The organism is Herbaspirillum seropedicae, from assembly GCF_001040945.1.
GTDB classification, from domain to species: domain Bacteria; phylum Pseudomonadota; class Gammaproteobacteria; order Burkholderiales; family Burkholderiaceae_D; genus Herbaspirillum; species Herbaspirillum seropedicae.
Genome location: NZ_CP011930.1, coordinates 4,936,402 through 4,955,325 on the forward strand (window position 1 = coordinate 4,936,402; position 18,924 = coordinate 4,955,325).

General features: G+C 61.5%; 15 protein-coding genes. 12 read left to right on the forward strand and 3 right to left on the reverse strand.

Going from position 1 to position 18,924, the window contains the following annotated elements:
- Window positions 1-67: 67 nt before the first annotated feature.
- Complete coding sequence (locus tag ACP92_RS21535; RefSeq protein WP_013236244.1) at window positions 68-538, reverse strand: SRPBCC family protein; 471 nt, start codon at window positions 536-538, stop codon at window positions 68-70.
- Between the two features lie 132 nt (window positions 539-670).
- Here ACP92_RS21535 and ACP92_RS21540 point away from each other — a divergent pair, with 132 nt between their 5' ends.
- From ACP92_RS21540 to ACP92_RS21590, 11 genes are all read left to right on the forward strand, one after another.
- Window positions 671-2,743 carry a UvrD-helicase domain-containing protein gene (locus ACP92_RS21540; protein ID WP_013236245.1) on the forward strand — a complete coding sequence of 691 codons (2,073 nt, stop codon included), beginning with the start codon at window positions 671-673 and terminating at the stop codon, window positions 2,741-2,743.
- A 345-nt stretch (window positions 2,744-3,088) separates the two neighbouring features.
- A complete protein-coding gene (locus ACP92_RS21545) occupies window positions 3,089-5,749 on the forward strand; it encodes a type VI secretion system Vgr family protein (protein WP_013236246.1) in 2,661 nt (886 codons plus the stop codon).
- Complete coding sequence (locus ACP92_RS21550) at window positions 5,746-7,350, forward strand: esterase/lipase family protein (RefSeq protein WP_013236247.1); 1,605 nt, start codon at window positions 5,746-5,748, stop codon at window positions 7,348-7,350. Before ACP92_RS21545 ends, ACP92_RS21550 begins: the two co-directional genes overlap by 4 nt.
- Before the next feature lie 117 nt (window positions 7,351-7,467).
- Window positions 7,468-8,460, forward strand: coding sequence for a T6SS immunity protein Tli4 family protein (locus ACP92_RS21555; protein ID WP_041311307.1), 993 nt, complete (start codon window positions 7,468-7,470; stop codon window positions 8,458-8,460).
- Between the two features lie 28 nt (window positions 8,461-8,488).
- Entirely contained in the window at window positions 8,489-8,755 is a 267-nt protein-coding gene (locus ACP92_RS21560; RefSeq protein ID WP_013236249.1) for a PAAR domain-containing protein, read from the forward strand.
- Window positions 8,756-9,002: 247 nt separating this feature from the next.
- Window positions 9,003-9,818: a basic amino acid ABC transporter substrate-binding protein gene (locus ACP92_RS21565; RefSeq protein ID WP_013236250.1), complete on the forward strand. Its 816-nt coding sequence runs from the start codon at window positions 9,003-9,005 to the stop codon at window positions 9,816-9,818.
- A 141-nt stretch (window positions 9,819-9,959) separates the two neighbouring features.
- On the forward strand, window positions 9,960-10,703 hold the full coding sequence (locus ACP92_RS21570) for an amino acid ABC transporter permease (protein ID WP_013236251.1): 744 nt from the start codon (window positions 9,960-9,962) through the stop codon (window positions 10,701-10,703).
- A gap of 78 nt (window positions 10,704-10,781) precedes the next feature.
- Entirely contained in the window at window positions 10,782-12,080 is a 1,299-nt protein-coding gene (locus tag ACP92_RS21575; RefSeq protein WP_013236252.1) for a TIGR03862 family flavoprotein, read from the forward strand.
- A complete protein-coding gene (locus ACP92_RS21580) occupies window positions 12,077-12,286 on the forward strand; it encodes a SlyX family protein (RefSeq protein ID WP_041311309.1) in 210 nt (69 codons plus the stop codon). The genes ACP92_RS21575 and ACP92_RS21580 overlap by 4 nt, the downstream gene beginning before the upstream one ends.
- Window positions 12,287-12,307: 21 nt before the next feature.
- Entirely contained in the window at window positions 12,308-13,462 is a 1,155-nt protein-coding gene (gene dinB / locus ACP92_RS21585) for a DNA polymerase IV (protein WP_013236253.1), read from the forward strand.
- Window positions 13,463-13,578: 116 nt separating this feature from the next.
- Window positions 13,579-14,505 (forward strand): recombination-associated protein RdgC, encoded by a 927-nt coding sequence (locus tag ACP92_RS21590; RefSeq protein WP_013236254.1) that lies wholly within the window; start codon window positions 13,579-13,581, stop codon window positions 14,503-14,505.
- A 75-nt stretch (window positions 14,506-14,580) separates the two neighbouring features.
- Here the strand turns inward: ACP92_RS21590 and lhgO are convergent, their stop codons facing one another.
- Window positions 14,581-15,789 (reverse strand): L-2-hydroxyglutarate oxidase, encoded by a 1,209-nt coding sequence (gene lhgO / locus ACP92_RS21595; protein WP_013236255.1) that lies wholly within the window; start codon window positions 15,787-15,789, stop codon window positions 14,581-14,583.
- A gap of 78 nt (window positions 15,790-15,867) precedes the next feature.
- A complete protein-coding gene (locus tag ACP92_RS21600) occupies window positions 15,868-16,500 on the reverse strand; it encodes a TetR/AcrR family transcriptional regulator (protein WP_013236256.1) in 633 nt (210 codons plus the stop codon).
- A gap of 250 nt (window positions 16,501-16,750) precedes the next feature.
- Between ACP92_RS21600 and fusA the strand changes: the two genes are divergently transcribed.
- Window positions 16,751-18,856: an elongation factor G gene (gene fusA / locus ACP92_RS21605; protein ID WP_013236257.1), complete on the forward strand. Its 2,106-nt coding sequence runs from the start codon at window positions 16,751-16,753 to the stop codon at window positions 18,854-18,856.
- Window positions 18,857-18,924: the final 68 nt, after the last annotated feature.

An 18,924-nucleotide genomic window follows, 5' to 3' on the forward strand; every position in this document is an offset into this window, starting at 1 on the left:
CTCCATAACGAAAAAGCGCGGACCAGATGGCCCGCGCTTTTTTACGTGAGGACAACGCCTGTCGGACTCAATGCAGCTCGCCGCGCTGGGTCAGTTCGCGGATGATGCGCACCGTATCGATATCAGCTTCCTGGTAGGCCGAGCGGCGGAAGTTGTCATAGAAGGCCTCTTCGCCAGTGACATCCTCAGGCTGCCCATCGTCGTACTCGAAGCGCACGAACAACACCTCGGCCTGCGGCTCCTCGATGGTCATGCTCATGCGCGAGGGCGGGATCTCGCCCTGCGCCGGCACTTCGTAGAGCACCTGGATCTGCGGCAGGTAAGTCACCTTGTCGATGATGACCAGCTCGCCATAACGCAGTTCGCGGCGCACGCTGTCCAGGCTCTTCTCGGACAGGCGGCAGTCGTCCAGGTGCGGCATGAACAGGCCCGGCGACTCGGCGCGCATGACCAGGCCGCGCCACAGTTGTTCGCGGGTCAGGGAATCGATCAGCGGGTTGAGCGGATCGTTGATCTGGATGAGGTGATTGAATTTCATGATTGCACTCGCTTAGTCCGGCCGCCCCAGGCGGCCCCATGCGCGCATTGTCCCACAGGGCCTCCGGTGGGTGGGGCCGGGCTGCTACAATGACGCCTCTTTCCTTCCCCTGCCGCCGCCGATCCCATCCGTATGTCCGCCCCCTCCTTCGGCCTGAACAAGCCGCAAAGCGAAGCCGTCCACTATATGGCCGGGCCCTGCCTGGTACTGGCCGGCGCCGGTTCGGGCAAGACCCGCGTGATCACGCAGAAGATCGCCCACCTGATCGAGAACTGCGGTTACGAATCGCGCAACATCGCCGCGCTGACCTTCACCAACAAGGCCGCGCTGGAAATGCAGGAACGCATCGCCAAGCTGCTCAAGGACCCCAAGCAGGCCAAGCACCTCACGGTCTCGACCTTCCATTCGCTGGGCGTGAAGATATTGCGGCAGGAGTCCCAGCATCTGGGGCTGAAGGACCGCTTTTCAATCATGGACAGCGACGATTGTTTTTCCCTCGTGCAAGAACTGGCGGTGACCACCGACAAGGCCATCATCCGGGGTGTACAGAATTCGATTTCGCTATGGAAGAACGGCCTGGTCGATCCTGACCTGGCCGAAAAGAACGCCCGCACCGAGGACGAAGCCCAGGCCGCGCGCATCTATCGCAGCTATGTGGCGACCTTGAAGGCTTACCAGGCGGTCGATTTCGATGACCTGATCCGCCTGCCGGTGGAGCTCTTCCGCAGCAACGAGGAAGTGCGCGACCGCTGGCAGCGCAAGCTGCGCTACCTGTTGATCGACGAATACCAGGACACCAACACCTGCCAGTACGAACTGGTCAAGCTGCTGGTCACCGGCATCGGCAAGAAACCCATGTTCACCGCCGTGGGTGATGACGACCAGGCCATCTATGCCTGGCGCGGCGCGACCATCGAGAACCTGAAACTCCTGGGGGTGGATTTCCCCAACCTGCACCTGATCAAGCTGGAACAGAACTACCGCTCCAGCACGCGCATCCTGCAGGCGGCCAACGCGGTGATCTCCAACAATCCCAAGCTGTTCGACAAGACCCTGTGGTCCGAGCACGGCCTGGGCGATCCGATCACGGTCATGGCCATGGATGACGAAGAAGCCGAAGCCGACCAGATCGCCATCACGCTCTCGGCGCACCGCTTCGAGCGGCGCGCCAAGTTTGCCGACTACGCCATCCTCTATCGCGGCAACCACCAGGCGCGCATCCTGGAAAAATCGCTGCGGCGCGAACGTATTCCCTACGTGATGTCGGGCGGCCAGAGCTACTTCGACCGCGCCGAGATCAAGGACATCATTGCCTACCTGCGCCTGATCGCCAACCAGGACGACGACCCTGCCTTCATCCGCGCCGTCACCACGCCGCGCCGGGGTGTGGGCCAGGCCACGCTGGAGGTGCTGGGCACGCTGGCCGGGCAATGGCAGTGTTCGCTGTTCGAGGCGGTCTACAAGGGCGGCCTGGAAGACAAGCTGACCGACCGCCAGCTGCTGCCGCTGCGCAAGTTCTGCGATTTCATCAACGCCCTGGAGTCGCGCGCCACCCGGCCCGGCCCGTCGGGCAGCGGCGAGAACGCCGGCAAGGTGCTGGACGACATGATGGAAGCGATCAACTACGAGTTCTACCTCTACGACAGCTTCGAGGAACGCGCCGCCCAGGCGCGCTGGCAGAACGTGGTGGACTTCATCAACTGGTTGAAGGAACGCGCCTGCGGTGGCCGCGATGGCGAAGGCGAAGAAAAGAACCTGCTGGAAATCACCCAGATGGTGGCGCTGATGAGCATGCTCGAAGGGCGCGACGAAGAGCAGGATGCGGTGCGCATGTCCACCCTGCATGCCTCCAAGGGGCTGGAGTTTCCGCATGTGTTCCTGGTGGGCGTGGAAGAAGGCATCCTCCCGCACAAGGGCGACCCCGATACGCCGCCCGAAGAAGCCGCTGCACGGGTGGAAGAAGAGCGCCGCCTGATGTACGTGGGCATCACCCGGGCGCAGCGCTCGCTGCACCTGTCCTGGTGCAAGCGCCGCAAGCGCGCCAAGGAAGTGATCGAGTGCCAGATCTCGCGCTTCGTCAAGGAGATGCGCCTGGACGAAGGCGAGGCCGTGCCGCAGGAAAGCGAGAAGATCACGCCGCAGGCGCGCCTGGCCAATCTCAAGGCGCTGCTGCAGAAACCGCGCAATACGCCGGAACAAAGTTAGCACCCGCCGTATCGGGGACTGACAGGGCGGCCTCCTTTACCCCGCTGTATCCATCCGTTTGATCGTCATTGCTTCACAACGGGTGGGCTGCCACTCGACACTGCCAAAATAATTTGGCGGAAAAAATAGAAGTTCTTCCATTGAGAAAGCGCCTCGTGCATCGGAGACTGTCGCCTTCGTCGCCCGAGGCTTCTGCTGCACCGATGAACTCAAAGGCATTGGCCGCATCCGGGGCTTCCTCCTTCAAGCCGGGCACGCGCACTTCGCAAGAAGTCCTGCGCTTTTCTCCTGTTTGTTCACTGGCATGGTCCGGACTGCGCGAATTCTCTCTGGAAGCCGCATCGCATGCCCTCCCCCTCGCCGAATGATTCACGACGCTCCCAAGCGCGCATCACGCAGCATCGCCGGCTGCTCCAGCTGGACTCGTCACTCGGGCCAGATATCCTGCTGCCACAACGGCTCGTCGCCACCGAGCGACTCAATGACGGCTACGAAGTCACCATCGATCTGCTGGCCACGCACACCGGTATCGCGTTGGAGCAGTTGATTGCGCAGCCAGTCACTCTGTGGATCAGGCAGCATGACGGCGACACCCTCCCCCTGCATGGCTACGTGCATACCGCAAAGCGCCTGGGCAGTGACGGCGAGCTCGATTTCTGCCAGCTCTCGCTTTCTCCGTGGCTGCATTTCCTGCGCTTTCGCAAAGACGCGCGGATCTGGCAGGACAAGAGGACCGAGGACATTCTCGCCGACGTCTTCAACAACCATCCGCAAGCGCGTGGCCATTACCGTTTCCAGTTGGAGCGCCCTTATACGCCCCGACCCTATTGCACCCAGTACGAAACCGACTGGCATTTCGTCCAGCGCCTGATGGAAGAAGAAGGCTGGTTCGCCCATCACGAGCAGCGGGAAGATGGCAGCGGCCATGTTCTGGTCATCACCGACAATACGTGGAACCTGCCCGGCTTGCCGCAGCAAGGAATTGCCTTCCACGGTGCGGCCCCTCGCGACGAACTCGACAAGATCCTGCATTGGAGCGCAAGCCGCACGCTCTCCTCCAAAGGGTGGCGGGGCCGCAGCGACGACTACAAATCGCCCGGCATGAAGAAAGAGGCCGAAGAACAGGTGATGCCCGAATACGGCCAGCTTCCCGCACAGCTGGAGATGTATGAGTACACCGGCGCCTACAGTTTCAGGCTGCAGGAACAGGGCAATCGCCAGGCCGACCTGCAAGTGGAACAGTGGGAGTCTTCCATGCAGCGCTACTCTGCCGTCTCTGGCGTGCGCAATCTGGCGTGCGGGCGCTGGTTCAGGCTGGAAGAACATCCCCAGCATCGGGCAGAGCCCGACAGGGAACGCCAGTTCGTCATCCTGGCCATCGACTGGTTCGTCGAGAACAACCTTCCCCTGTCACATCAGGCGCTGGATTTTCCGGGCAGCCTGAAAGGCGCGCTGATGGCCTTCAAGGAGTCAATCCGGCGCGAACGGCAGGTTGCCGAGACGGACAACGAGCACACGGGCCATTGCTTCAATCGCTTCGAAGTACAGCGCCGCAAGCTGCCGTTTCGCCCTGCGCGGGCGCATGCCAGGCCGGTCATGCTGCCGCAGACGGCCATCGTCGTGGGGCCTGCCAGTGAAGAGGTCTATACCGATCACCTCGATCGCATCAAGGTCCAGTTCCGCTGGGACCGGATCAATCCCGGCAACGAGGCGGCGTCCTGCTGGGTGCGTGTGAGCTATCCCAATGCGGGCCAGTACTGGGGCGCCATCCAGGTGCCGCGCATCGGGCAGGAAGTCATTGTCTCCTTCCTTAATGGCGACCCGGATCGCCCGGTCGTGACAGGACGCTTGTTCAATGCGGAACAGCGTCCGCAGTGGCATACCAACGGGCGGCTCTCGGGTGTGAAGTCCAAGGAATTCGGCGGTACCGGCTTCAACCAGATGGTGATGGACGACACCCCTGAGCAGAACCGGATTCATCTCTACAGCACCAATACCCATGCGCAATTGAATCTCGGGCATCTGGTCAGCCAGACGGGCAATGAGCGTCGCAGCTTCTTTGGCAGCGGCTTCGCGCTCAGCACCGATGCCTACGGCGCCATCGTCACACACAAGGGCTTGTACATCAGCACCTATGGAAGGCCAGGCGCACAGGGAACGCAACTCGATGCCCGCGAGGCTACCGGCCAGTTGAAGTCCGGCGCCAACCTCAGCCGGACCCTGTCGGAGACGGCAGCGAAAGCTGGTGCAGAACCCTTGGCAGGGCAGGAAGCATTGCGCGATTTCATCGATGCCACGCAGGCAGATTACGAGGATCCGTCGCAGGCGCAGGCCAATCGTTTCCAGCAGGCCATTCTGCTGGCGGCCTCGCCGGACGGCATCGGCCTGACGACACCCAAAGGCGTGCATACGCATGCTGGTGGCGAGATTACGTTGTCATCGGGAGCGGATACCAGCATCGCTGTCGGCAAAAGCCTGCTGGCCAGCGTGGCCGAGAAGATCAGCCTGTTCGCCTTCAAGGCCGGGATCAAGCTGTTTTCCGCCAAGGGCAAGGTGGAGGTGCAGGCGCAGAGCGACGATCTGGAACTGATTGCCGAGAAGGTGGCGCGGCTGCTGTCGGCGAGCGGGCGGGTGGAGATTCGCGCCAAAGAAGAAGTGCTCATTACGGCAGGAGGCTCCTTCATCCGGCTCAACGCATCGGGAATCACACAAGGGACATCAGGAGCATGGGAGGCCAAGGCGGGTACCCATGCAATGCCGGGCCCCACAACCTTGGCCTACGAAATGAACAAGTCGTCGGCAGCACTGCCATTCGACGAAGAGTTCGTCCTGAGGTGGCCGTATGACCAATCTCCTGTCAAGAACAGGCGCTTTGAAATCGTCCGCGGCGATGGTACCAAAGTACGCGGCGTGACCGACGCACAAGGTAAGACCGGCCTGCAGAAAAGCCTGTTCGTCGAGAACACTTCCCTGCGCATCCTTCCAGAAGGACAACCTCCATCATGAGCAAAAACAAGAGTGAACGCTTGCTGACAGCGACCTTTGACAAGAAGGGCAATCCTGAATGGAAGTCCACGCTCAGCAGTCCTGATGACTCCTATGCGGTCTGCCACATGATTCCGGATCGTGTCATTCCGGTGATCTTTGTGCCGGGTGTGATGGGTAGTAATTTGAAGGGGATTGGAGACGCGGACGGGGTTCGGTGGCGGCTGGATAGTGAATTCTCCATGTTGATGTGGCTCACTAGAGGACCTGCCAAGCGAAAGCGATATTTGACCCCTAAAAAGATGGTTGTTGACGACGATGGAACAAGACCTAGCGGGACAGCCCAACATGGAGAGGAACTGAAACGGCGCGGCTGGGGCGAAGTCGGGGCAATGAGCTACGGTGACTTTCTGGTCTGGCTTGAGAACGCATTGAACGATTTCACCAATACCAAAGGCGGCCATCGCGATTTGCTGATCGGTAGAACATTGGGGTCAATGAAAAGCGACGAAGCCCTGCTAAAGGCAGAGGTCGCACTCAGCTACCGTTATCGATTCCCTGTACATGCATTTGGCTACAACTGGCTGGACAGCAATGATGCATCAGCCAAGCAGTTACGTGAGCGAATCAACAGTGTAATCGCACGATACAAGAAGGAGAAAAAGCGCTGCGAGAAAGTGATTCTGGTGACCCACTCCATGGGCGGACTTGTGGCGCGCTATTGCTCGGAAGTACTCGGCATGTCGGACAAGATCCTGGGCATCGTCCACGGTGTCATGCCCGCTATCGGTGCAGCCGCTGTCTATCGACGATTCAAATCGGGAACGGAAGGCGGATGGCTGGCGACCAAAGTATTGGGAGAAGATGCGGCGGAAATGACTGCGGTGTTATCCAGTGCACCAGGCCCATTACAGTTGCTGCCAACACCGGAATACGGAAATGGCTGGCTCAGGATTGATGGTGGAAGCACTGTGGTCAGTTTGCCGCGCAATAACGACCCCTACTACGAGATCTACACTGTCCGTGGGCGATGGTGGAGCATGTGCGAGGACCATCTGATCACTCCTCGCACAACGATGCTCTCAGCAAGCCAGAAGCGAGAAATTGATGCCGACTGGGCTGACTTTTCTGACGTCATCAATAGCAAAGTCAAGACATTTCATCAGGAAATCACCGGGGAGTACCACCCTAACACTTATGCATTTTTCGGCAGTGATCGTCACTTCAAGGCTTATGGAACGGTGCAGTGGCGAACAACTTTCCAGTCACCCAGACGTCCGCCTATCCCGCGACCGAATAAAGATGTATTCGATGCCAAACTAAACTTCTACGGTGAATTGGGAGAAACAAGGACCGCACTTTACCCTCACGGAATGAGCGCAGGACAGATAGCACCTAACGAAGTATTTCGAATCAGCGAGCCCGACGAAGACGGTGACGGCACGGTTCCTCATCGTTCTGGCATTGCGCCCAAAGAACATCCTGGCATGAAATCGCTGCTTCGCATTTCAGTTGGGCATGAGTCTGCTTATAAAGATTCAGACATCGCCAGAGAATTTACTCTTCGCGCCATCGTTCAGATCGTCCAGGCGGTTAAAGGCACAACGCTCGACTACGAATAAAAATTTATGAGAAATAAATATCTTGTCTCAACTGGCGTATTACTCGCTTTGATTCTATCTGCTTTTTTTTTATACCACCGTGGAACCCCAGAGCTCACCGCGAAGGAAACTCAGAAAATGAACGCGATTACCGAAAAAATGATTCCGAGATGTTTTGGACGCTATCTGATTGACTTGCCGGAAAGCTTCGTTCTCAACACCGAGGGGGGGCAAGAAATCGACGGGGTCACCATTGATATCAAAGCGCAGTCAGAAACGGAATTCCAACGGGCGCTGGAGGCAAGAAAGAGAGTGCTTGAGTCGGAAACCCTTCTCGTCGAACCCAGGACTGCAACGCTAAAGGAAATAGTTGCACTACCCAATCGACGTGGTGTCATTTTTAATCGCGCCGAAAGCGAATTCAATAACGTCTTCCGTATCCTCGAACTCATGGATTGGCGTGATGGCTATCAGATCAAGATGAAAATTGATGCGCGAGACAGGCATTATTCCAAGGAGAAACTTCCCGCTGGAACTGTGATAAGTACCGTCCCCGAAAGAATGGCCACCCTGCTCAAGGTCTACCACCGCACCCGCCCCCGCGGCAACGAAATCCCTTCTGGCCAAGGCATCTGCATCCTCAATGGCTTTGTCGAGGGCCCCGCTTCAAGCGCCGAAAGCATCCGGTTCTTCTATCATCTGAACGAGGTCGACGATGTGTATTTCACGCTAGCGACCTTATCCGGCCCACGCGACGCCGATACGCTGCTGGACCGGATGAAATTCCTTGCGCCCATCTGGAAGACGGACGGTGGACGCCTCATCAGAAGCGGCAGGATCTACCGCGAGCTCCCCGGACAAGAGGTGCTTTATATGGCCCCGGATGAACATACCAAGATTCCTGCACTCGAATTCCGCTACGAAGATACACGCCGGGGAGATGGCGCCACCAATCCTTCGATCGAGGTGGGAATGAATGTAGGCACGCGCAAACCCGAACCTGATCCCGAGGATCCCGACGAACATGCTTATCCGCCGCCCATCTTCACCCCCAGCCTGAGCGAAGCCGAAGCCATCCACCTGTGGGACAAGGTCCTTCCGACGCTACGCACACGCCCCGGCGCCTTCTGATCGTATCCCCTCCCAAAGAAAGCCACGCATGCCACTGCCCATCATCCGTCTCGGCGACTCCACTTCCCATGGCGGCAAAGTGATCTCCGCCTCTCCTACCCACACCCTCCACGGTATCGGCATCGCCCGTGTTGGTGACCTGGTCAGTTGTCCCAGGGAAGGGCATGGCACCACTCCGATCATCGAGGGTGCGCCGACCTACCTGATCGGTGACCGCATGGTGGCCCTGCAAGGGCATCGTGCGGCCTGCGGGTGCAGCCTCATTTCCAGCCTCGCCACGGCGTCCTATGGCTGACAGTCAGCGCGGCTGTTCGAAACAGGGCAACATTTGCGCATATCCGTCCTGAAAATTGCACAGACGCCACGCTTTCCACCTTTTCCTGCCCCTTTTTGACGCGCCATTGCCCGCCACCACCCCTGGACGGTTTACAATGCGGCCTGCAAAAAAATCCCCGCGTTTCACCGGAGCAATATTGGTCGCCGCACAAGCCGCGTGACCAGGCCTGTTCCGCCCAACCATTCCAGACAAGGAAATCCACAAGATGATCAAGATGTTCACCCGCCACGCCCGCGCGCTGGCGCTGACCGCCGGCTTCGTCGGCATGCTGGGCCTGGCCGCCTGCGGCAAGCAGGAAGACAAGAGCGCCACCGCTGCCGCGCCGCAGGCCGCCGCACCGGCACGCGTGTACGTGGTCGGCGTGGAGTCGGCCTATGCCCCCTTCTCTTCGGAAAACGAACAGAAGGACGTGGTCGGTTTCGACATCGACATCATGAAGGCGCTGGCCAAGAAGATCGGTATCGAAGTCAAGTTCGTGCCGACCCCGTTCGAAGGCTTCTTCAACTTCCTGGCCCAGGGCGACCGCGACCTGCTGATCTCGGCCATCACCATCACCGACGAGCGCAAGAAGTCGGTGGCCTTCTCCGAGCCCTACTTCGTGGCCACCCAGACCATCGCCCTGCCGGCCGCTGACACCAAGGTCAGCAAGATGGAAGACTTGAAGCCCCTGACCGTGGGCACCCAGAGCGCCACCTCCGGCGACGAACTGGTGCAGCAGGTGCTGGGCAAGAACAGCGCCAAGATCAAGCGCTTCGATTCCACCCCGCTGGCCCTGAAGGAACTGGAAAGCGGCGGCGTGGATGCCGTCGTGGCTGATGAGCCGGTGGTGAAGAACTACATCGCCAACAACCCCAACAGCAAGCTGCGCACCGTCACCGACCCCAGCTTCCCGAAGGAAGACTACGGCATCGCCGTGCGCAAGGATGATCCGGAACTGCTGGCCAAGATCAACAAGGGTCTGGCCGAGATGAAGGCCGATGGCAGCTTCGCCGCCATCAGTGCACAATACTTCGGCAAGTAAGCCGGCAGGCAAGCAGAAATAGGCAGGCACCAGGCAGGCCGGGCCACGCGCCCCGCCTGCCACCAGGACGGCGGCGGGATGCCGCCGTCCTGTCTTTGCAGAAACTGATTTTTCCACCCACTCCCACCAATCGAGTCCGACATGGATTTCCGCTGGAGCATCATCCAAGGCTATGCGCCGTTGTTCGCCAAGGGCGTTCTCATGACCTTGCAGGTGTCCCTGATCAGCATCCTGATCGGCACCGTGATCGGCCTGCTGGTGGGAATGCTGCGGCTGGCCGAGGTGCAGCATGGTCCCTGGAAATGGCCGCTCAAGAGCATGCGCTGGCTGGCCGGCTTCTACGTGGCCTTCTTCCGCGGCACGCCCTTGTTCGTGCAGATCATGCTGATCCACTTCGCGGTCATGCCGGTGCTGGTGCAGCAGGAACATGGCCTGCTGATCACGGGCGAACTGGCGCGCACCATCAAGCAGGACTACGGCGCCTTCCTCTCCGGCACTGTGGCGCTGTCGCTCAATGCGGGCGCGTATATCTCTGAGATCTTCCGCGCCGGCATCCAGTCCATCGAGCGCGGCCAATCCTATGCCGCCGCCAGCCTGGGCATGAACTATGGCCTGACGATGCGCTATGTGGTGCTGCCCCAGGCCTTCCGCCGCATGCTGCCGCCGCTGGGCAATGAAGCCATCACGCTGTTGAAGGATTCCTCGCTGGTCTCGGCCATCGGCCTGGCCGAGCTGGCCTATGCCGCGCGGACCGTGGCCGGCACCTATGCGCGTTACTGGGAACCGTATATCACCATCTCCGTGCTGTATTTCTCCATGACCATCTGCCTGGCGCTGGTCGTGGCCCGGCTGGAGAGCAAGTACAGCGCGCCACACCGCCGCTGATCCCATCACCTCGCCCGCCAGCGCAGCTGGCGCGTGCGCTCACCGCAGGCCGGCGGTATCATCCCGCCCATGACACAAATGCAGACCCCTACTCCCTCCGCCACCGACGGCAAGCGCGTGGCCGTGATCGGCGCCGGCCCGGCCGGGCTGATGGCGGCCGAGGTGCTGGCCGCCCATGGCCTGGCCGTGGACGTCTATGACGCCATGCCCTCGGCTGGCCGCAAGTTCCTGCTGGCCGGCAAGGGCGGCATGAACATCACCCATTCCGAACCGCAACCGGATTTCCTGCCGCGCTACGGCAAGCGTCGCGAGCAGGTCGCCCCCTTCGTGCGCCGCTTCGACGCCGACCGCCTGCGCGCATGGATCCATGACCTGGGCATCGAGACCTTCGTAGGCAGCTCCGGCCGCGTCTTTCCGCGCGAGATGAAGGCTGCGCCCTTGCTGCGCGCCTGGCTGCACCGCCTGCGCGAAGCCGGCGTGCGCCTGCACATGCGCCATCGCTGGCTGGGCTGGCAGCAAGACGGGACGCTGCGCCTGGCCCATCCCGACGGTGAAACCAGCGTACGCGCCGATGCAGTCGTGCTGGCCCTGGGCGGCGCCAGCTGGCCGCGCCTGGGTTCGGATGGCAGCTGGGTGCCGCTGCTGCAGGCGCGCCAGGTCGAAGTCGCACCACTGCTGCCGGCCAACTGCGGCTTCGAGCTGGACTGGAGCGAGCATTTCCGCGAGCGCTTTGCCGGTGCGCCGGTCAAGCCGGTGGTAGCCAGCGTGGCGCTGCCCAGTGGCGGCATGCAGAACCGGCGCGGCGAATTCATCATCACCGCGCAGGGGATCGAAGGCGGCCTGGTCTATGCCCTCTCCTCGGCACTGCGCGAGACCATCGCCAGCGAAGGATCGGCGCGCCTGTACCTGGACCTGCTGCCAGACTGGACGCTGGAGAAGGTCAGCGCCGAACTGTCTCATCCTCGCGGGGCGCGCTCGCTCTCCAGCCATCTGCAAAGCCGCCTGCATCTCAAGGGCGTCAAGGCCGGGCTGCTGCGCGAGCTGCTGGACAAGGACACGTTCGCCGACATGGACAAGCTGGCCCGCGCCATCAAGGCGTTGCCGCTGACGGTCCTGCGTCCCCGCCCGATTGCCGAGGCCATCAGCAGCGCTGGCGGCGTGAGCTTCGAAGCCCTCGACGATGCGCTGATGCTGCGCGCCCTGCCCGGCGTATTCTGCGCCGGCGAAATGCTGGACTGGGAAGCCCCCACCGGCGGTTACCTGCTCACCGCCTGCTTCGCCACCGGACATGCCGCCGGCCACGGCGTGGTGCAATGGCTCAAGGCCGAGGGCCAACAGGCTGGCCTGAACGCCTCGCAAGAAGAAAGACAACCATGAACCAAGAAGACCGCCTCATCGACATCGAGATGAAGATCGCCCACCAGGAAGACCTGGTGGAAGAACTGAACCGCACCGTCTATCGCCAGGAAAAGAAGATCGAGGAGCTGGAGATGCTGCTGCATGCGCTGGCCAAGCGCTTCAAGGAATTGTCCGACACCAGCCAGGACCGCGCCGCGGCCAACGAGAAGCCGCCCCACTACTAAGTCCTCACACCCAGCAAGACCATGGCCAACGACCGCCGCATCGCCCACCTCGACATGGACGCCTTCTATGCCTCGGTGGAACTGCTGCGCTATCCCGACCTGCGCGGGCAGGCTGTGGTCATCGGCGGTGGTTCAGCCACCCGTCCGGTGGAGCTGCCCGACGGCACGCGCCAGTATTTCCGCATGCGCGACTATGCCGGGCGCGGCGTGGTCACCACCTCCACCTACGAAGCGCGCGCCCTGGGCGTCTTCTCGGCCATGGGCATCATGAAGGCGGCCCAGCTGGCGCCGGACGCCATCCTGCTGCCGACCGACTTCGAGGCCTATCGCAAATACTCACGGCTGTTCAAGGAAGCGGTGCGCAACATTGCACCGCTGATCGAGGACCGCGGCATCGATGAGATCTACATCGATCTCTCGGCCTGGTCCGACACCGCCCCTGAGGTGGCGCGGCAGATCAAGGACGCCGTGCATGCGGCCACCTCGCTGACCTGCTCCATCGGCGTGGCGCCCAACAAGATGCTGGCCAAGATCTCTTCCGAGCTGGACAAGCCCAACGGCCTGACCATCCTCACCCCCGCCGACATCGAACGCCGCATCTGGCCGCTGCCGGTGCGCAAGATCAATGGCATCGGCCCCAAGGCCGCCGAAAAGCTCAGCGCGCTGGGCATCGACACCGTGGCCGACCTGGCGGGTGCAGCGCCGGACCTGCTGCGCGCCCACTTTGGCCGCAGCTATGCCGAATGGCTGGGCCGCGTGGCGCAGGGCGTCGATGACCGGCCCGTGCAGACCTATTCCGAACCCAAGTCCATCAGCCGCGAGACCACCTTCGAGCGCGACCTGCATGCGCGCGCCGACCGGGCGCAACTGTCGGAGATCTTTACCGCGCTGTGCGTGAAGCTGGCTGCCGACCTGGACCGCAAGGGCTATGTCGGACGCACCATCGGCATCAAGCTCAAGTACGCCGACTTCCGTGGCGTCACCCGTGATGTCACCCTGCCCTCGCCCACCGGCGACGCCGCCGCCATCCGCCAGGCCGCAGGCGAATGCCTCAAGCGCGTGCCACTGGACAAGAAACTGCGCCTGCTGGGCGTGCGCGTGGGTGCGCTGTCGAAGAAGGATGAGCAGGCCGCCGCAAGCCATGCTGTGCAGGCGGAACTGCCCTTTGCTTCCTGAGCAAGTTGCCGTACTGCAGGAGTGGAAAATTTAAGTCCCGGCATGGACAATCCGACATCGCTTGCACAGGAGCGGACGTGTAGAATCTCCCTTTTTGCCCCCTGCCCCGGAAGCTTATGTGGTTTAAGAATCTACAGATCTATCGTCTGCCCGCACCGTGGGCCATCAGCGCCGACGAACTCGAATCCCATCTCGCACCGCAGGCCTTCACCGCCTGCTCCAGCCTGGACATGCAAAGCCAGGGCTGGGTACCGCCGCGCAACAATGAAAAGCTGGTGCACGTGGTCAACCGTCAGCTGTTGATGAAACTCGATACCGAGAAGAAACTGCTGCCCTCGACCGTCATCAACCAGGTCACCAAGGCGCGTGCTGCCGAGCTGGAAGAACAGCAAGGCTTCCCGCCCGGTCGCAAGCAGACCAAGGAATTGAAGGAACAGGTCACCGATGAGCTGTTGCCGCGCGCCTTCTCGGTGGTGCGCAGCACCTGGGTCTGGATCGATCCGGTCAATGGCTGGCTGCTGGTCGACGCCGGCTCGCCCTCCAAGGCCGAGGAAGTGCTGAAGCTGCTGTTCAAGGCCATCCCCAAGTTCCCGCTGGAAACGCTGCGTACCGTCATGTCGCCGGCAGCGGCCATGACCGACTGGCTGGCCAGCGACGAAGCGCCCAACGGTTTTACCGTGGACCAGGATACCGAGCTGCGCTCCACCGCCGAGAGCAAGGCCACCGTGCGCTACGTGCGCCATACGCTGGAGGCCGAGGACATCCGCCGCCACATCGAAGCCGGCAAGCAATGTACGCGCCTGGCGCTGACCTGGGCCGACAAGGTCTCCTTCGTGCTGACCGAAAACCTGTCGGTCAAGCGCATCGCGCCGCTGGATGTGCTCAAGGAAGACAGCGAGATCGCCGGCAAGAACGACGATGAACGCTTCGACGGCGACTTCATGCTGATGACCGGTGAGCTGGCCAAGCTGCTGACCGCCCTGGTCGATGCACTGGGTGGCCAATTGAGGGAAAACGACGGCGCACTGGCGCAGGCTGCCTGAGCGGCGCTGCGCATTCCTGTTGATGCAGGATCAGAACGCCGCGACGGGCCGACCGTCGCGGCGTTTTTTATCGGCTCAATCGCGCCGGATCAGATTGCGCACGATATGTTCGCCGATGGCCAGCGACGACGTAGCGCCCGGTGAGGGTGCGTTGCGGATGTGGGTGACGCGGCTGCTCTGACGGATCACGAAGTCATCCACCAGGCGGCCATTGCTTTCCATGGCCTGGGCACGGATGCCGCGCACGGCCGGCGTAACGCCCACCTCGGCCAGCGCCGGCACATAGCGGGCGGCTTCCCGCACGAAGATGCGCTCGCTGACCACGGTCTTGAGTTCGCGCAAGGTCGCCGGCACGTTGCGGCTGGCGAACTTCCAGAAACCGGGATAGGACAGGTAGTCGGCAATGTCACGCAGGCTGAACCGGTCGCCGTGGTAATTCTCGCGGCCCAGCGAGATGAAGGCGTTGGGACCGATGGTCATCTGGCCGTCGATGCGTTTGGTGAAATGCACGCCCAGGAAGGGGAAGCGCGGATCAGGAACGGGATAGATCAGGCCCTTGACGTGCGACTTGTAGGCCTCGTCGATCACGTAATACTGGCCGAAGAACGGCACGATGCGCGGGGTGGCGGCATCACCCGACTGCTGCGCCAGGCGGTCCGATTGCAGGCCGCTGCAGGCAATGGCCGAATCGAATGCCTCGGGATGCATCTCACCGCTCTGGAGTTCGATATGGACCTGGTCGCCCCGTTCGATGACCCGCCGCACCGACGCATTGAGGCGGATCGTACCACCGCGCTCCTCGATCTCCTGCGCCATACGCTGGGCGATCTGGCCATAGCTGACGATGGCGGTGCGCGGCGAATACAGCGCGCGCAGGCCCACGCAATTGGGCTCGATCTCGCGCAGGCGCGCCGCGTCGATCATCTCCACATCCGGCACGCCATTGGCCAGCGCCTTGCGATAGATGGCCTCCAGGCGCGGCAGTTCTTCCTCACCCAACGCCACGACCACCTTGCCGCACTCGTCATAGGGCAGCGCGTTCTGCTCGCAATAGCGCTTGACCAGCTCCACGCCGCGCCGGCACAAGGTGGCTTTCAGGCCGCCAGGTTCGTAGTACAGCCCGGCATGCACCACGCCGGAATTGTGGCTGGACTGGTGCTGCGCCACCGCCTCTTCCTTTTCGAAGACGGTAACGCGCACGTCGGGATCATCCAGCAGCAGTTGACGGGCCACAGCCAGGCCATTGATGCCGCCGCCGATGACGGCGTAACGCAGAGGTTTCATGTTGTCGGTGGAAGGCCGGAGCCAAAGTGAAAATTACCCGAATGTTGCCGCAAGGCCCAGGTTTGGTAAAGCCGGAGATCAGCGTGCGCCCAGCAGCACACTCTCCAGCGGCAGCATGGCCGGCCCCAGTGTGGCGGCCAGGCGCGCACTGGAGACGCCGTCCTTTGCCCCCAGCGCCAGCCCGTTGAGAAAACTGGTGTAGAAATCCCCCAGGGCGGTGACATCGGCATCGGCCCGGATTTCCCCTTCGCGCTGCGCCTGCAACAACCGGGCGCGGATTTCATTGCGGCGCTTGTGCCGACGTTGCGAGAGGGCGTCGCTATGCTCACTGTTCTCGGGGGCGCAGTTGATGGCTGAAATCACGACCATACACCCCTTTCCAGCCGGCAAGCCTGGCACCGTCGACTTGCCCGAATACATGCGCACGCTGGCGCGCAGCATAGCCTGCAAGTCTTCGCGGATACCCTTGCCGGCCTGCAACAGGCGCAACGGTTCTGCGCTCACGGTGCGGGCATAGACCTCCACGACTTCGCGAAAGAGCGCATCCTTGTCGCCAAAGGCGGCATAGAGGCTGGGCGCCTTCACGCCGATGGCCTCGGTCAGGTCAGCCATGGTGGTGCCTTCGTAGCCCTTGCTCCAGAACACTTGCATGGCTTGTTGCAGCGCCTGGTCGCGGTCGAAGCTGCGCGGGCGGCCGCGGGTTCTTATCATCGGTTTCCTTTGCGGGGTATTACCCCTGGCGGTAATGGTGTCGTCATGCAGTGTAGTTTATTTTAATCAGCGTTACAAAAATAAATCGCCAGCCCTTGAATATTGACGATGACATTCCTATTATCTAATGCTCATTACATAAATAAGAATGTAATGAGCGAAATTGACACTCTGTCATCTGACCAACATATTGAACGCTTGACCCTGAACTGAACCAAGCATTTGACGGCACCCATCGAAAGGACATGCCATGAGCCGCAAGACCCGAATAGAAAACTACCGCAACATCGGTATCAGCGCCCACATCGACGCGGGCAAGACCACGACCACCGAGCGCATTCTTTTTTATACGGGTGTGAACCACAAGATCGGCGAAGTGCACAACGGTGCGGCCACCATGGACTGGATGGAGCAGGAGCAGGAACGCGGCATCACCATCACCTCGGCCGCCACCACGGCCTTCTGGAAGGGCATGGCCGGCAATTACCCCGAGCATCGCATCAACATCATCGACACCCCTGGCCACGTGGACTTCACCATCGAGGTGGAACGCTCCATGCGCGTGCTCGACGGTGCGGTGATGGTGTATGACTCGGTGGGCGGCGTGCAGCCGCAGTCCGAGACCGTCTGGCGCCAGGCCAACAAGTACAAGGTGCCGCGCATTGCCTTCGTCAACAAGATGGACCGCATCGGCGCGGACTTCTTCCGCGTGCAGAAGCAGATCGAGGAACGCCTGAAGGGCAAGGCTGTTCCCATCCAGATTCCGGTAGGCGCGGAAGACCATTTCTCGGGCGTGATCGACCTGGTCAAGATGAAGGCCATCATCTGGGACGAAGCCAGCCAGGGCGTGCTGTTCAAGTATGAAGACATCCCGCTGGAGCTGGAGGACACCGCACGCCACTGGCGCGACCTCATGGTCGAGCAGGCCGCCGAGGCCAATGAGGAATTGCTGGAGAAATACCTCTCCGGCAATCCCCTGACCGAGGACGACATCAAGCGCGGCCTGCGCCTGCGCACGGTGGCCAACGAGATCGTGCCGATGCTGGCCGGTTCCGCCTTCAAGAACAAGGGCGTGCAGGCGATGCTGGATGCGGTGATCGACTACCTGCCCTCACCCGTGGACGTGCCGGCCATTGCCGGGCATGGCGAGGACGACAGCGAGATCGAACGCCATCCCTCGGATGAAGAACCGTTCTCGGCGCTGGCCTTCAAGATCATGACCGATCCCTTCGTGGGCCAGCTGACCTTCTTCCGAGTGTATTCCGGTATCGTCAATTCGGGTGACACGGTCTACAACCCGGTCAAGGGCAAGAAGGAGCGCCTGGGCCGCATCCTGCAGATGCATGCCAACGAGCGCAAGGAGATCAAGGAAGTGTTCGCCGGCGACATCGCCGCCGCCGTGGGCCTGAAGGATGTGACCACTGGCGACACGCTGTCGGACCCGGAGCATCCCATCATCCTGGAACGCATGATCTTCCCCGAGCCGGTGATCTCGCAGGCGGTGGAACCGAAGACCAAGGCCGACCAGGAAAAGATGGGCATCGCCCTGAATCGCCTGGCGCAGGAAGATCCATCCTTCCGCGTGCATACCGACGAGGAATCGGGCCAGACCATCATGTCGGGCATGGGCGAGCTGCACCTGGAAATCCTGGTGGACCGGATGAAGCGCGAGTTCAACGTCGAGGCCACGGTGGGCAAGCCGCAGGTGGCTTATCGCGAAGCCATCCGAAAGGCCGTGGAAGATGTCGAGGGCAAGTTCGTCAAGCAGTCCGGCGGACGGGGGCAGTACGGCCACGTGGTGATCAAGCTGGAACCGCAACCCGCCGGCAAGGGTTATGAATTCGTCGATGCCATCAAGGGTGGCGTGGTGCCGCGCGAATTCATCCCGGCGGTCGACAAGGGTATCCAGGAGTCGTTGAAAGCGGGCGTGCTGGCGGGTTACCCGGTGGTGGACGTGAAGGCCACGCTGACCTTCGGTTCGTACCACGACGTCGACTCCAACGAGAACGCCTTCCGCATGGCCGGCTCCATGGCCTTCAAGGAAGCGATGAAGCGCGCCGGCCCCATGCTGCTGGAGCCGATGATGCAGGTCGAGGTGGAAACGCCCGAGGAATTCATGGGCAACGTGATGGGCGATCTGTCGTCACGGCGCGGGATGGTGCAGGGCATGGAAGACATGGTGGGCGGCGGCAAGCTGGTGCGTGCTGAAGTCCCGTTGTCGGAAATGTTCGGCTATTCGACCACGCTGCGCTCGCTGTCACAGGGGCGCGCGACCTACTCGATGGAGTTCAAGCACTATGCCGAGGCGCCGCGGCAGGTGGTGGAGCAGTTGTCGGGGGGTAAGGGCAAAGGGTGATTGATTGCCCTTGCTGAAAAAGGGCCGATATCTTGCTCGCCTACTCAATCGGACCCCGTTCGGACTGA